Source organism: Deinococcus betulae (genome assembly GCF_020166395.1).
Classification (GTDB): domain Bacteria; phylum Deinococcota; class Deinococci; order Deinococcales; family Deinococcaceae; genus Deinococcus; species Deinococcus betulae.
The window spans coordinates 146409-159776 of the sequence record NZ_JAIQXU010000004.1 but is presented as its reverse complement, the minus strand read 5'-3'; the positions used below and the strand labels follow the sequence as shown (position 1 = coordinate 159776).

12 protein-coding genes are annotated in these 13368 nt (G+C 64.0%); 2 read left to right on the top strand and 10 right to left on the bottom strand.

Translation table 11 applies throughout. The annotated features are described in order from the left end of the window. Nucleotides 1-20: 20 nt before the first annotated feature. The 3 genes from K7W42_RS05175 to K7W42_RS05165 are packed head-to-tail and all read right to left on the bottom strand — an operon-like array spanning nucleotide 21 to nucleotide 2564. On the bottom strand, nucleotides 21-905 hold the full coding sequence (locus K7W42_RS05175; RefSeq protein WP_224572869.1) for an N-acetylglucosamine kinase: 885 nt from the start codon (nucleotides 903-905) through the stop codon (nucleotides 21-23). Nucleotides 906-918: 13 nt separating this feature from the next. Further along, nucleotides 919-1791 (bottom strand): ParB/RepB/Spo0J family partition protein, encoded by an 873-nt coding sequence (locus K7W42_RS05170; protein ID WP_224572867.1) that lies wholly within the window; start codon nucleotides 1789-1791, stop codon nucleotides 919-921. Beyond that, nucleotides 1788-2564 carry a ParA family protein gene (locus tag K7W42_RS05165; RefSeq protein WP_224572865.1) on the bottom strand — a complete coding sequence of 259 codons (777 nt, stop codon included), beginning with the start codon at nucleotides 2562-2564 and terminating at the stop codon, nucleotides 1788-1790. Before K7W42_RS05165 ends, K7W42_RS05170 begins: the two co-directional genes overlap by 4 nt. A 686-nt stretch (nucleotides 2565-3250) precedes the next feature. Here K7W42_RS05165 and K7W42_RS05160 point away from each other — a divergent pair. Further along, the gene (locus K7W42_RS05160; protein ID WP_224572863.1) at nucleotides 3251-4657 is read left to right on the top strand and encodes a replication initiator protein A; all 1407 of its coding nucleotides are present in this window, start codon (nucleotides 3251-3253) and stop codon (nucleotides 4655-4657) included. 61 nt (nucleotides 4658-4718) lie between these two features. Here the strand turns inward: K7W42_RS05160 and K7W42_RS05155 are convergent, their stop codons facing one another. From K7W42_RS05155 to K7W42_RS05125, 7 genes are all read right to left on the bottom strand, one after another. Continuing rightward, nucleotides 4719-5840, bottom strand: a complete 1122-nt coding sequence (locus K7W42_RS05155) for a hypothetical protein (protein ID WP_224572861.1) — start codon at nucleotides 5838-5840, stop codon at nucleotides 4719-4721. Nucleotides 5841-5902: 62 nt separating this feature from the next. Next, on the bottom strand, nucleotides 5903-6418 hold the full coding sequence (locus K7W42_RS05150) for a phage tail protein (RefSeq protein WP_224572859.1): 516 nt from the start codon (nucleotides 6416-6418) through the stop codon (nucleotides 5903-5905). A gap of 7 nt (nucleotides 6419-6425) precedes the next feature. Beyond that, entirely contained in the window at nucleotides 6426-6947 is a 522-nt protein-coding gene (locus K7W42_RS05145) for a phage tail protein (RefSeq protein WP_224572857.1), read from the bottom strand. A 14-nt stretch (nucleotides 6948-6961) separates the two neighbouring features. Next, nucleotides 6962-7471 (bottom strand): phage tail protein, encoded by a 510-nt coding sequence (locus tag K7W42_RS05140; RefSeq protein ID WP_224572855.1) that lies wholly within the window; start codon nucleotides 7469-7471, stop codon nucleotides 6962-6964. Nucleotides 7472-7480: 9 nt separating this feature from the next. Then, nucleotides 7481-10117, bottom strand: coding sequence for a VcbS (locus tag K7W42_RS05135; protein WP_224572853.1), 2637 nt, complete (start codon nucleotides 10115-10117; stop codon nucleotides 7481-7483). An 11-nt stretch (nucleotides 10118-10128) separates the two neighbouring features. Beyond that, on the bottom strand, nucleotides 10129-11145 hold the full coding sequence (locus K7W42_RS05130) for a hypothetical protein (protein WP_224572851.1): 1017 nt from the start codon (nucleotides 11143-11145) through the stop codon (nucleotides 10129-10131). Nucleotides 11146-11689: 544 nt separating this feature from the next. Next, nucleotides 11690-12211 carry an RrF2 family transcriptional regulator gene (locus tag K7W42_RS05125; RefSeq protein WP_224572849.1) on the bottom strand — a complete coding sequence of 174 codons (522 nt, stop codon included), beginning with the start codon at nucleotides 12209-12211 and terminating at the stop codon, nucleotides 11690-11692. A gap of 173 nt (nucleotides 12212-12384) precedes the next feature. Here K7W42_RS05125 and K7W42_RS05120 point away from each other — a divergent pair, with 173 nt between their 5' ends. Further along, nucleotides 12385-13365, top strand: coding sequence for a sulfate ABC transporter substrate-binding protein (locus K7W42_RS05120; protein ID WP_224572847.1), 981 nt, complete (start codon nucleotides 12385-12387; stop codon nucleotides 13363-13365). Nucleotides 13366-13368: the final 3 nt, after the last annotated feature.

The following is a 13368-nucleotide window of genomic DNA, read 5'->3' as shown; positions in this document are numbered from 1 at the left end:
CTCTCCTCGCGTAGCAGGCCCTAAGCCAGCCGGCTCTCGGCGTAGCGCGCCGCCGCCTCTGCATGGTCGCGCTGCTGCACCGCCACACCCGGCAGCGCCCGTCCCAGCGCCGCCATAAATCGGCCAGACACCCGCAGCGCGCCGCCGGTAGCCGTGACTGGCAATACACCCACGCGCGCCTGAACACGCCGGGCCAGGCCAGCCAGCGCCTGCGCGGCGTCCTCCAGCATGGTCTGGGCGGCTGGGTCACCTGCATCGGCAGCGCGGCCCACGGCGGGGGCCAGAGTGGCCACAGCGCCTGCGCCTGGGGTGTCGTAGGCAAAAGCGCGCAGTGTGTCCCAGTCCAGACCACCAGTCACGGCCGCCACCTCTTGAGCCAGAGGCGTGGCAGGCACCAGCCCTTCGTCCAGGGCGTCCGTCACCCAGCGCAGGGCGGCGCGGCCCAGACTGAAACCGGCCCCATCGTCACCTATGCGGTAACCGCGGCCACCTGCTCGCCGCACCTCGCCGCCACGCGTGACGTGATAGGCCACGCTGCCGGTGCCCGCATACAGCAGCACGCCCGCTCCCGGCGCCAGGTGTGCGCGGTAGGCCAGGTCCAGGTCACTCTCGATACTCAGCTGGGTGCGGGGCAGGCCCAGGGCCTCGGCCAATAGACCGGCCACCAGTTCGGCCTGGGGCGACGCAGCGCTCAGCCCTGGGACGCCAGCGTGCAGGCGTTCGGGCCGGGCCGGCAGCGCTTGCCGCAGCGCCTGCACGTTGGCCTGGCCCTGTGGCGCGGCCAGCAGGGCAGCCGTCAGGGGCGGTGTGCGCCCCGAGGCCACCACGGCCCCACCGCGCAGCAGCGCCCATTTGGTTGCGCTGCCCCCAGCGTCCAGCCCTAAACTCAGACCAGCGACCGTCACGGGCGACCGAGGCTCACGCCTCGTCCTGGGTCAGCAGGTCCTGCAACTGCCGCAGCAGCTTCTGCACCTTGGCACGGCGGCGGTCATCCAGACGACTGAGCACGCGGCGGTCCCGCAGCTGACGGGCGACCAGCTGACCCAGATCCGGCTCAGCATCTTGTCGGCCGGCCACCTGTTCACGCAACTCGGCCACGGTGGCCCCTGCCAGCGCCCCTTCAATCAGGTGGGCCCGGTCAGCTGCAGGCGCGCGGCCAATAATCAGCGCCTTGCGGTAGTCCAGGCCGGCGCGCACGGCAATCTGCACGTCTTCAGGCAGGTTCAGGAGCGCCGCGCGGTTGCGAATAAAACTGCGCCACGACTCACGGCCCAGGGCGCCAAAGGCGGTGTCCAGCGCCGCCACCAGAGTTGGGTCGGGATCGCGTTCCAGGGCAAACAGCCGGGCCACGGCCGCGTCTTCGGGAACATTCAGGGTGGCGGCCGCAACTTGCACTTTGGCACGGACCTCTTCCATCACGTTCAAGTCCTCGCGCTGCAAATTCTCGACCGCTGCCGCCAGCCGGGCTTCCAGGTCGCTCAGGCGCCGAATTAGCACCGGGAGTTCGTCCAAACCCGCCTGCTGCGCGGCCCGCCAGCGGCGCTCACCCGCCACAATTTCATAGGCCCCTGAAGGCAATGGACGCACCAGGAGAGGTTGCAGCACGCCCTGTTCCCGGATGCTGGCGCTCAGTTCAGCCAGGCTCTCGGTGCTGAAGTGCAGGCGCGGCTGAAACGCCCCCGGCGTCAGCTGATCGGTGGGCAACGTCGTCGTGGCTGGCTGCGCCAGGGTGTCTATTCCAGGCACCAGGCCGCTCAGCCGTGACCCAATGACGGGCCGCGCCTTTTTCATGCCGTGGCCCCTTCAATCTGCACATTGAGGCCTGCCGCGTGAGCAATCTCCGCGCTGGCCCGCAGCACGTCGCGGTGAACGGGACTGCCAGGCGCATAGACGCCGACCGGCTGGCCCGCACTGGCACTGTCATTCCACACGGCGCCCCGATCAGCAATAGGGCTCGCCAGTGGACTGAGCAGGTCTTTTAAAGCTGCGTAAGCTTCCCGGTCATGAGAGCGCCGGGCGTCATAGAGGGTTGGAACATACAGCGCCACGGTGAGGTCGGGGCGCAATTTGCGGTAAGTGGCCATTGCCTCCCCGAGCCCGGCCAGCGCATTCATGCCTTTTTGCCGAGTGGGCACCGGCACAATCAGATGGTCGGCTGCCAGTGCACCAAGTATAGACAGCTGCCCCAGACTGGGTGGGCTGTCAATGAGGACGACGTCGTACTGGTCGGCCCATTTCGCCAACGCCTGGCGCAGATGCAGATGAGCCCCCACCACACCCAGCATCTGTCCCTCGGCCAGTGCTAACGACACGTCACTGGGTACCACATGCAGGCCATGGACCTCAACGGGCGGCGGTAAATCATCTCCGCGTGTGGCGGTGTTGTAGACCGTCTGATCGCGGGTCACGCCGCTAACGCCCAGCCAGTCCGTGAGATTGGCCTGCGGGTCCAGGTCAATCAGAAGCACGCGTTGCCCGGCGGCTGCCAGCGTGTAGCCGACGTCGCGGGTCAAGCTGGATTTCATAACCCCGCCCGCGTGATTAAAAAGCGTGAGAGTCCGCATTACCGCTCAGATTAGCGCGCCGGGAGGGAGTTTGCTCTCAAGCGCTGAGTGTGCTCGTCACGTGACGAGCAAAAGGAGCATGGGTATCGGACATCTTGCGCCGTTTTTGAAACCTTGGTAGGAGGCAGAGGGGAGCAGAAAAGACGGAGGAGGAGAAAGTAGGCTGAGATTATTAAGCTATTAAACTATAAATTATACTATTTTTAGCTATAAACATTAAAACTACCTATCGGACATCTTGCGCCGTTTCAAAATCGGCTCGTATCGGACATCTTGCGCCGTTTTGCAGGCGATGCCGTCCCAGACAGGATCGAAAGGTTGGCTTCTCCTTGTAGGAGAGGGTATCGGACATCTTGCGCCGTTTAAGTCGCAACTATCGGACATCTTGCGCCGTTCAGCCAACTGAATATCGGACATCTTGCGCCGTTTTCTTCCTCTACCTATCGGACATCTTGCGCCAAAACTATCGGACATCTTGCGCCGTTTGGGCGCAGCTATCGGACATCTTGCGCCAAAAACACCCCAAAACTATCGGACATCTTGCGCCAAACTATCGGACATCTTGCGCCGTTTGTTCACTTTTTTCTGCTCCTGGCGCGCGTCGGGGCAGGCCGCTTGTGGTTGTCAACATATATCTTTTAAAAGAGATAAAAACATCTAAAAGAAAAACAACAACAGGGGGGGCAGTGGCAGACAAGGGCATCAGACACTTTGACGAACTCAACATCGCTCGGTTGAGTCTCATCAGCGTGCAGGAACGCATTCCGGCTGACTACCGTGATTGGAGCGTGGAACTCGAAGACGGCGACCGCCGTTACCGTGTGACCTGCCAGGCCCTCCCCGAGTACGGCGTACCCCACGGCATCGACACTGACATCAGCGCAGCTCTGGTCAACCTGTACATTGACCAGGGTTCACTGGGCGACGGCGTCGTCACCTGTACGCCCTATCAGCTGCTGCAAATGGCAGGCTTGGATACCAGCGGCCGGTACTATTCGGCTCTTGATGAAAGTCTAAAAAGACTGACCACCACCACATATTTTATTTCGGAAGGGTGGCGAGATCATCCCCGCGGCCGCTGGACCAATGTGAATTTTCGGTACATCGACCGCATCGAATTCACTTCGGGACAGGCCGACCGGCTGGACGCCACCAGTGTGCTGCGCATCACGCTGCCGCAGGAAATTGCCCGCAGTGTGCGGGCTGGGTTCCTCAAATCACTGGACCTGTCGTTCATGCAGACCCTTCGCCGTCCCCCGACCCGCGCGCTGTACCGCCTGCTGGACGCCCAGCGCCGCGACCCTGAAAATCCAGACGCTGTGGCGATGGCGTATCAGGTGGGCCTGATGGAATGGGCCGAGGCCTGCAAAATCGTGACTGACCGGCCCAGCATGGCTCAGCGTACGCTGGACGCTGCCCACGAGGAATTGCTGGAAAAAGGGTTCCTCAAGAGCGTGGAATACGTGGGACGCGGCAAAAAGAAAGTGCTGCAATACACCTTTGGAGAGGCGTTTATTCCGCCGGACCCTGCGCTGCTCCAGGAACTCGCTGACCTCGGTGTGACCCAGACACGCGCCCTCCAGCTGGTGCGTGAGTACGGCGAGGTGGCGGTGGAAGATGCTGCAGGACGATGTAAAGCTATTCTGGCCACAGGCTACAAGCCCCGGTCCAGACCCGCCTTCTTTGTAGATGTTCTCAAGCACCCGAGTAAATACGTTGTGCCTGAAGGGGTCACGCCGCCTCAGAAACCGGCCCAGAAGGCTCAGCGAAGTAAAACAGCGACACAGCCCCAGCCTACCCTGTTCGAGGGGCCTTCTGGTGCTTCTGAAGAGGAAATTGACGAGGATGCCCGTTTGAGGGCTCACCCCAGAGCCAAACAGGTGGAAGAAGTGATGCGGACCCTGACTTTCCTGTTTCGCAACGATCTGAAATTGCAGGAACTGGATACTCTGCGTCTAGCACTGGATGAGCAGTTGGAAGACCCACTGGAGATCAAGGCCTGGGTCATTAAGGGCATCAGCAGTGGGCAAAAGAGTGCCATTGTGCGCGACCTTCGCACGCGATTGAGTCTCAACTTCCCCCGGTCCAACTGAGCGACGAAAGCAGGAGGCGACGCAGAACATTCGGTGCGTCGCCTTCTGCTTTTGGCTGGCTTTAGCCTGGAAAGGCGTGTGGAAAAGCGAACAGATGACCACTGCGCAGCTCACCAGAAGCCAGGGCTGTGGCGTGGGGTCGGTTCATCATGGGCTGGGCCGCGCGACCCGGGGTGTGCAGGGCCAGCGGCGCGCTGAGGTGCCCGTCGGCCGTCACATACAGCGCGCCGCGCAGACCAGCAAACTGCTGGGCACTCAGGGCGGCTATCAAGGCCACTGGGCTGGGCTGGGGCAATTGCGCGGCGCTGTGGGTTATCCAGAGCCCAATATCGTGGCCTAGCGCCGCCGCTGGGTGCGAAGCGTGAGGCCCAACGGCCCTCTGAAAGCCACCCCACAGGGCGCTGCCTGTGTCAGCCACAGTGCTGATCCGCTCGGCTGGCGCCGGGGTGGCACTGAGAGCGGTGGTGGTGACGGTCAGGCCGGCCGCCCGTGCGGCGCGCAGGAGAGCGAGCGCATGATGCTGCGCCGTGTCCTGAAGATGGAGGTGCTGCGCGCCTGAACTCTGCGCCCTGTGAATCAGGTCGCGCTGGTCTGCTGCCGTCTCGATCAGGCCGCTGCCACTCAGAGTGCCGCCCGCCGCCAGCAGCCCCCGGCTGAAGGCCAGGGGCAGGTCGTACCCGCTGTCCTGCTGGCTCATGAGCAGGAAAGTGGGCAGGCGGCGCTGGGCCAAGGTCTGTCCCAGCAGCCACTCGGCTTCCCAGGCGTGCAGGGTGGCGGTCAGCAGGCCGGGGCGCCCGGTCATGCGGGTGGGCGCCACACCCGCACCGGCAGCCACGGTGGGAAGGCCAGCCAGGGGCAGAACGTCCGACAGCAGGTCGGGAAGGCCGTCGCCCAGGGTCAGCAGCAGGTCGGGGGTGCCTTGCAAGACCTCCTCTGCAGCCCGGCGCAGCTGGCTGGGGCGCGGGCCACTGGCCGTAACCTGCAGGACAATTCTGGTGGTGTCCAGAGCCGAGCGCAGCCCTGCTAAAAATGCAGCAGTAAAGCCGGGCACGCTGTCATGCTCGGGCACCAGGGCTGCCAGGTGGAGGGGGCGCACGGCCACAGCGCGCGCCTGGCCAGCTCCGAACAGGGCGGGCACCAGGGCAGCGGCTTTCAGGACACTGCGGCGGGAAGGTGGGGTCATAGCGGCCAGCGGGGAAGGGCAAACATGAATTCTCCTCGGGGGTGAGACTCAGACGAAAGGGTTCAGGGCCGCTGCGGAAAGATGCCCTGGAGCGCAATGATGAAAGTGATGGTCAGGTAGGGGGGCATATTGTTGTGAGGCTGGGCCGCCCCGGTGACGCTGACGCTGCTGGTGTTCAGGACGGTGCCTGGTGTCTGAGGTGCATAGGCGTTGAACTGCACGCTCCGGGCCAGGGAGCGGTCGGTGGGCACTGGGCTGGTGCCCGGAATGTCAAAGGCATTGACGGTGTGTATGTGGGCTGGCATCTCCTGGTTCAGCAGGGTGACGGCCGCGCTGCCACCTTGCTCGCCCAGTTGATGGAACGAGAGCCCCGGTCCCTGGCCCGGCGCCATAGGACTGGCGGCCTGAAGGTTGGGAAGGGCAAAGGTGGTGCGCCCGTCACCCCCATAGGTGGTGCCAAGCAGAGAAAACAGCGCTGTGTTCTGTGAAAGGGGCAGGAGCTGACCGTTACACAGGGCCCAGCCCCGGGGCGCGAAGTTGCCTGCAAACATCTGAATTTCGCCTAAAAAAGGTTCCATGACTGCCTCAGCCCTGAGACGGGTAAATCCCGAAGAGCGAAATGATGAAGTTGACGCACAGATACGGCGACTGATTGGAGTGCGGCTGACTGCCGCCGCTGACCCCAATGGTCTGGGGACTCAGGGTCTTTGGGCGCCGGCCAGTGCCGGCATACAGCTCGCCGGCCTCGGGCTGCGCCAGAAAGGCGCCGGCGGTGACGCCGCCTCCGGCTGGTGCAGTCTGAGAGCTGGCCTGCAGGGCGTGACCATGCACCGGCATCTGCGTGCTATTCAGCGTGACTGTTTCGCTGCCGGTGGTCTGGCCCAGCGCCAGGGTGTTGCCCTGCTGCGTGCCCATATGCACCGGCAGGCGGCCCCGCAGGTCCGGGACGGCAAAGTTTGTCTGCCCGTCGCCTCCATAGGTCGTGCCAATGAGGGTATAGAGCGTCTCGTAGTCCGAGATATTCAGGAGGCTACCGTCACAAAAGGTCCAACCGACAGGAGCGAAGTTGCCGCCAAAGAGCCTGATTTCTCCTACAAAAGGTTCCACAGCATCTCCGTATGTTAAGAGCGAGAAGGAAAAATGCCCTGCAGGGCAATGATGAAATTTAGGGCCAGAACAGGCGGCATGTTGTTGTGCGGCTGACTGCCTCCCGCCGGCGAGAGGGTGGTGTTGGCCAGGGCGCTCAGCGAGCCGCCACTGGTGACGTACAAAGGGGCACTGGCCAGGGCCGCGCCGTCGGGCAGGGTGGTACTAGCCGCCTGAGACGACGCCTGCAGGCCATGGGTGTGCTGAGGTAATTCGTTCTGGCTCAGCGTGTGGGTGGGGGCGCCGCCGGTTTGTCCGACAGTCACAGTCAGGTTGCCCTGAGTGCCGAAGTGCAGTGGGACACGCCCGCGCAGGTCGGGCAGGGCGAAGGTGGTGCGGCCGTCGCCGCCGTAACTGGTGCCCAGGACGGCGAACAGGGCCTGATTCTGGGCGATAGGCAACGTCTGCCCCTGGCAAAAAGCCCAGCCTTTAGGAGCAAAGGGAAAACTGCAAATCTGGATCGTACCGATGTAGGGTTCTTGCATGGCTGTCCTTTAGGGTGTTGGCACAGCGCAGGTGCCGGCGGCAGCGCCACCGTCCACAAAGACTGTGGTGCCTGGATTCTGGCCCTGAAGGTAGTTCCGGGCGTTTCCGGTGAGCCCCTGAATTTGCATGGGCGTCCCCGAGGGAATCCACAGATAGAGACCATCAAAGTCGAGACCAGGAGGGCCGGACAGCACATTCCCACTGGCATTGAGGCAGACCTCTGTGCTGATGGCCGCCTCGCCGTCCTGAACCAGCGCGCCTTCGAGGGCATTGCCTGAAGACGTACTGGCGCGGTTGCCGGTCATGGTCACGTCGGCCCGCGCGCCGCTGGCCAGGGCATACCAGGCCAAGCCGTGGGCGCTGAAGCCCGTCACAGTATTGCTGCTGGCACTGGCGCGCAGCGTCCCCTGTCCTCTGACCAGGCCCCGGATACCGATGGTGCTGCTGCCTCTGCCGGGGTCCAGCGTGATGGTGTTGTTCTGCGCGATGAACTCGTCGGTCTGGGCCGCCGCGTGGGCTGTCGAGACACTGAAGCCGCTCCCGTCTGAGGTGAGGTTGTTGACTGTGTTGTCGATCAGCACCGTGCGCGAGGCGCTGGCGGCCGCCTGCTCGACACTCAGGGCTGCCTGGGCATTGCTGGTGAAACTGCTGTTGCGGACCGTTAGCAGGGCGCGTCCAGTTTCATTGCTGGTCGTCCTGGCCAGAAGGCCGTTTCCCCTGTTGTTCTGAATATTCAGGCGGTCAAGGGTGACGGTGAGGGTCTGATTCTGTGGCGAGATGGAGACGCCGTGGTTCGCCGCTCCCTGAAGGGTCCCGCCTGAGCCCGCCGTGCCGGTGCCCGTGACGCTCAGGGTGCCGCCTACGCCCGTCAGCAAGGCGCCTGAAGTCGCCGAGTTGCTGGAGTTCAGGGTGTCTAGGGTTGCCGTCAGGGTGCCAGTGGTCAGGTTGAGGGCCGGACCAGCGGAGGCGCCGACGCTAGGCACGGTCAGGGTCAGGGTGCCAAAGCCCGTGCCGCTGACGCCTCCCGACGTGCCGCTGATGCTCAGGCCCTGGACAGCATTGTTCTGGGCCACCGTGAGGCCCACGCCGCCGCTGTTGCCGATGCTTGCTGGTTGCCCCGCTGCGGCGTATGTGACGCCCCCGATGGTCAGGGCCGCGCCCGCACCGATCAGGGTCTGACCAGTTTTCAGGATGAGGCCGCTGTTCTGCCCACTGGTCGTGCCGTTCCCCTGCGCCACATACAGGTAGTCTCCCGCTGCAGAAGCGTTCTGTGCCGCCAACAGGGTGTTAAACGGTGTGGTCTGCCGCCCGTCCCCAGCCGCCCCAGTGTTGTTGACGAACCAGACGCGCCCGCTGACATTCACGTCGGCGGTGGTGTCAGTGCTGCTGCATCCCTGGTTATCGGCCACCCGGTAGACCAGTTGGTCGGTGACCGCTGGGGCGCCGTCCCCGGCTTTGGACACGAACGTGAAGTCCCCAGCCGCGTTCAGGGTGACGCTGCCCCCCCGGCGACTGCTGCCACTGCCAAAGCTCAGTGCGGCGCCGTTGTATGTGCTGTAGGCGCTGGCCAGGCCTGCTGCCGTGTTGACACTCAGGCGGGTATTGCCCGGCACGCCGTAGGCCAGGGCCACCTTTTTCAGGGCGATATTGCCGCCCAACTTGGCCAGACGTGCCGTATTGCCAGCGGTGGTGGCCGAGCCGATAAATTGCCCTGTGGCCGTGTTCAGGCTGCTGCCGCAGAGGGTCATGATGGGTGTATTTGCCCCCAGCACCCCAGCGCGAACGGCCGCGTCGCTACTTGCGCCCTGTTCCTCCACGCTCTCGGTGACGCGGGTGCGGCTGTCGTCCATCACCGCAAAATTCATGCTGAACCGGAAAGGGTCATCGGCGGCGTTGGCCTGGAGGGGCAGCTTGACCGCCACCGTGACCACGCCGTCAAATTGTCCGGTGGCCGGGCTGGCTGGCAGTTGCCGGGTATTGATGGCGCCTTTTTTCCGCACCACGAAACCGTAGGGAAAGAGGCGCACCGCCCCGGCCGGGGCCACACTCACCTCATCCTCGGCAAACACCTGCAGGTCCTCGCCGCCCAGCTTGGGCCGCACGAGGTCCGTGGTGCGGTCCAGGGTCATGGTGTGGGTGGGCAGGATGCTCTGGGCGATGGCTGGGCTGGCCGCGCTGCCGTCAAAGCGCTGCAGGCCACTGATGGCTGTCTCGCCGATGGTGCTGGCGGTACTGGCGGCCACCAGCGTCAGGTTCTGACGGACCACAGCGTAGGCGGCGCCGCCCGCCGCTGCATTTCGCACCCGAAAAGAAGCCGAGAGGTAGCGCATCCCGCCCGCGCCCCGCGTGCCCACGGTAAAGGAACTGGTCGCCAGCGGTTCAAGTTGAATGCCGCCGATATCGGTCAGGGCCTGCGGCACGAGTTCGGCCGTAAAGCCGTCTGGGTCATTGAGACCCGAAAAGGCCAGTTGCACGGTGCCCAGCGGTGTGAGTTCGTGCGCGAGGGCCGGGGCGGGTTCGGTGGGTGAAGGGGCCGGGGCCGGCGTGCCCACTACGGGGGCCGGCGCAGCTTGAGGTGGGGCCGTCTGAGGCGCGGCGCAACTGCCCAGCACAAGAGCGCCCAGCAAGAGATGAACGTGACGCATAGAACCTCCGCTTAGGGGCACGAGTTGACGAGATAAGACGCGGTGCCGGCGCCCGCCAGGCCAGCGGTCCGCACCTGACAGACCCGCCGTGACGGCAGGGTGGCCCCCGAGGCGTAAGCGCTGCCTGGCAGGAGGTTGACTTCTGTGGCGCCTGTTTCTACACCGCGCGCCAGAATGTTGGTGTCACTGAAGCTCTGCTCTTCCAGGCTCTGGGTGATGCGGGTGGCCGGGTCCTCGACCACCAGAAAGGTCATCTTGAAGGCCCAGGGATCGCGCTGACTGCCCTGAGTGGGGGTCTGGGCGTTGTCATTGGCCTGCAGCGGCACGCGCACGCTCAGGGCGACGCGGCCGTCATATTGCCCGGCCGCTGGATTGGCGCCCAGGGTACGGCCCCCGGTTCGCGTATGCGTCACGTAGCCGTAGGGGAAGACCGTCGTGACGCCCAGCGCCGCATAGGACGCAGCCGGTGCCCCACCCTGCGTCAGGTTGCCCGGTACCACCTCAGCCTCGCTCAGAACCTGAAGGTGGGCGCCACCCGCCACGGTCACCACGCGTTCGGTGGCGGGTGCATATTCCACTGCGTGCGTGGGCAGCACCGTGCGGGCCACACTGGTCGGCACGGGCGCGCCGCTGAAGGTGGTCATGGACCGCAGGGCGGTGCCGTCCACGTTGTCTGCCACGCCGGCCGCCAGAAGGGTGATGTTGCTGCGCGCCTGGGCTGATGGTATGCCGTCGGCCGCCGCGTTGCGCACCCGGTAGGTGGCCGTGATGTAGCGGGTGCCGCCGCTGCCGCGCACGCCTACATCCGTCACGCTGACGCTGAGAGGGGAGAGGTCCAGGCCGCCACTGTTTTCTTTGAGGGCCAGCGGGCGCACCTGTGAGGACGCCTGTGTACTGCCCAGGCCATCGAAGCTGATTTCTACGAGCCCCAGGGGCTTCAAGGCAGCGGGCTTGGGCGCTGTTGCAGGCGCGCAGCCTGTCAGCAGGGCCAGCCCGGCCCAGGCAGCCCAGCGTTTACCGGCCTTCATAGCCGTCTCCGACCATCCCCGGCAGAATGGGAACTGAAATGACCAGAGTCAGGCTGGCCCAGGCGCCTAGTTCAGTCAGCTTCGGTGCCGTATAGGAAAGGCCCGGTGGGTGCGACGGTGAAGAGGACGTTTCGGCTTCTTGTGACATTCTTCATTGTAATCACACCCATCTACCAGAATGAAAGGACAGACACCTGGCTCGGGCGAGTGGCCCTGTGTCGGAGTGAGGTCTGCGTATTCATGACCTGGAAAACTGAAGCGGCAGTTTGAAAGTCTAAAGTGTCTGCTGCCACTCAGCCTCACGAGGGGGCTTCTCTACCACTACGCAGCATGTCCCGCTGTCTAGCCTCTTGAATCTCCATCTACTGTGTCTACGGAGACTGGAGAGGACAATGCCTGAGGAAGGCTGCGCTCGCCTGTACAGCAGTTTGAGGTGAAGTAGCGATCAGCCTTTTAGGGGAAAGTCCACCGCGGACTCGCAGATGGGATGGAAAGCGCCAACAATCAGCCCCGAGTGTTCGCCAGACAGGATGACGGCCGTCGTCTAGCCCGGCACCAGCACTTGAGCCTGGTCGCCCTCAAAAGGGCGGTGGAGCGCAGATTCAAATTGGGGATGCCAGAGATGTTTAAGGCAGGTGTCGTACGTGACGCCACCCTGGACATCTCGCGCGAGGTCCGCAGCAGTAGATCTCGCCAGCACCTGATGCGTCGCGGCGCGCAGCTGCTCATAGACCCCCTGACGGGCCTGACAGCACTGGGCTGCCGCACACTGCGACGGCGCGCTGAGGCTCACGCACGACAGGGGCGCCACGGGCCGCTCCAGGCTGCGGACCACATCATAGAGGGTGACCGCCTGCGGCGCGCGGGCCAGCCGGTAGCCGCCGCTGCACCCCTTTTTCGAGAGCACGACATCCCCCCGCACCAGGCTGGCCAGCACGCGGACCATGAATGCCCGGCGCAGGCCTGTCTGCGCGCACAGTTCGGCCGCAGTGATCCACCGCTCCGGATGGGCGCCCAGGTAGCCGACTGCCTGAAAGGCGTAGACATCAAGGCTCAGGAGACGCATGCCCCACTCTAACCTCTTCTCGGAAGTGGTTGACAACTTTGGTCAACTAAAGCATGGTGTGATGCAGCAGCGTCTTCTTTCATGAACCTCTTGCTTTAGCGCTTGGCACGACATCTAGGTCGCGCCTCTCTGCTGTCAGCTCTCGACCAACCTTCACCCCTCAAGGAGAACCTATGAAACCCCTGTTCCTCACGGCTCTGCTTCTGACCTCTGCGGCCACGGCGGCCACCGTCACCATCCTCAACGTCTCGTATGACCCCACCCGCGAGCTGTATCAGGACATCAATGCGGCCTTCGCCAAGCAGTGGCAGACCCGAACGGGCGACACGCTGAAGATCAATAACTCGCATGGGGGCAGCGGTTCTCAGGCCCGCAGCGTCATTGACGGGCTGGAGGCCGACGTTGTCACCCTGGCGCTGGCCTACGACATTGACGCGATTGCCGACAAGGGCCTATTGCCCGAAGCCTGGCAAAAGCGCCTGGCCTACAACAGCAGCCCGTACACCAGCACCATCGTGTTTCTGGTACGCAAGGGTAACCCCAAAGGCATTAAGGACTGGGGCGACCTGGTGAAGCCCGGCGTGCAGGTCATCACGCCCAACCCCAAAACCAGTGGCGGCGCACGCTGGAATTTTCTGGCGGCCTGGGGCTGGGCCCAGAAGAAACTCGGCGGCGAAGCTGGCGCCAAGGACTACGTCACCAAGCTCTTTAAGAATGTGCCCGTGCTGGACTCTGGGGCGCGCGGCAGCACGACGACCTTTGTCGAGCGCGGCATTGGAGACGTGCTGATCGCCTGGGAGAACGAGGCGCTGCTGGCCACCCGTGAACTGGGCGAGGGCAAATTCCAGATTGTGGTGCCCAGCGTCAGCATCCTGGCCGAGCCGCCGGTCACCTGGGTGGACAAGAACGTCGCCAAGCACAAGACGGAAAAGGTCACCAAAGCCTACTTGCAGTTCCTGTTCAGCCCAGAAGCGCAGGAACTGATCGCCAAAAACTACTACCGCCCCCGCAGCCAGGAAGTGGCCGCCAAATACGCCGCCCAGTTTCCCAAGGTGAACCTGTTCAGCATCGCGCAGTTTGGGGGCTGGCGCGCGGCCCAGAAGAAATTCTTTGCCGACGGCGGCGTCTTCGATCAGGTGTACACCGGACGCTGAGGG

Bases quoted from the DNA above. Each gene is read 5' to 3' on its own strand.
- K7W42_RS05135 (WP_224572853.1), bottom strand. From the start codon at position 10,117: ATGCGTCACGTTCATCTCTTGCTGGGCGCTCTTGTGCTGGGCAGTTGC.
- K7W42_RS05130 (WP_224572851.1), bottom strand. From the start codon at position 11,145: ATGAAGGCCGGTAAACGCTGGGCTGCCTGGGCCGGGCTGGCCCTGCTG.
- K7W42_RS05140 (WP_224572855.1), bottom strand. From the start codon at position 7,471: ATGCAAGAACCCTACATCGGTACGATCCAGATTTGCAGTTTTCCCTTT.
- K7W42_RS05155 (WP_224572861.1), bottom strand. From the start codon at position 5,840: ATGACCCCACCTTCCCGCCGCAGTGTCCTGAAAGCCGCTGCCCTGGTG.
- K7W42_RS05125 (WP_224572849.1), bottom strand. From the start codon at position 12,211: ATGCGTCTCCTGAGCCTTGATGTCTACGCCTTTCAGGCAGTCGGCTAC.
- K7W42_RS05170 (WP_224572867.1), bottom strand. From the start codon at position 1,791: ATGAAAAAGGCGCGGCCCGTCATTGGGTCACGGCTGAGCGGCCTGGTG.
- K7W42_RS05150 (WP_224572859.1), bottom strand. From the start codon at position 6,418: ATGGAACCTTTTTTAGGCGAAATTCAGATGTTTGCAGGCAACTTCGCG.
- K7W42_RS05165 (WP_224572865.1), bottom strand. From the start codon at position 2,564: ATGCGGACTCTCACGCTTTTTAATCACGCGGGCGGGGTTATGAAATCC.
- K7W42_RS05120 (WP_224572847.1), top strand. From the start codon at position 12,385: ATGAAACCCCTGTTCCTCACGGCTCTGCTTCTGACCTCTGCGGCCACG.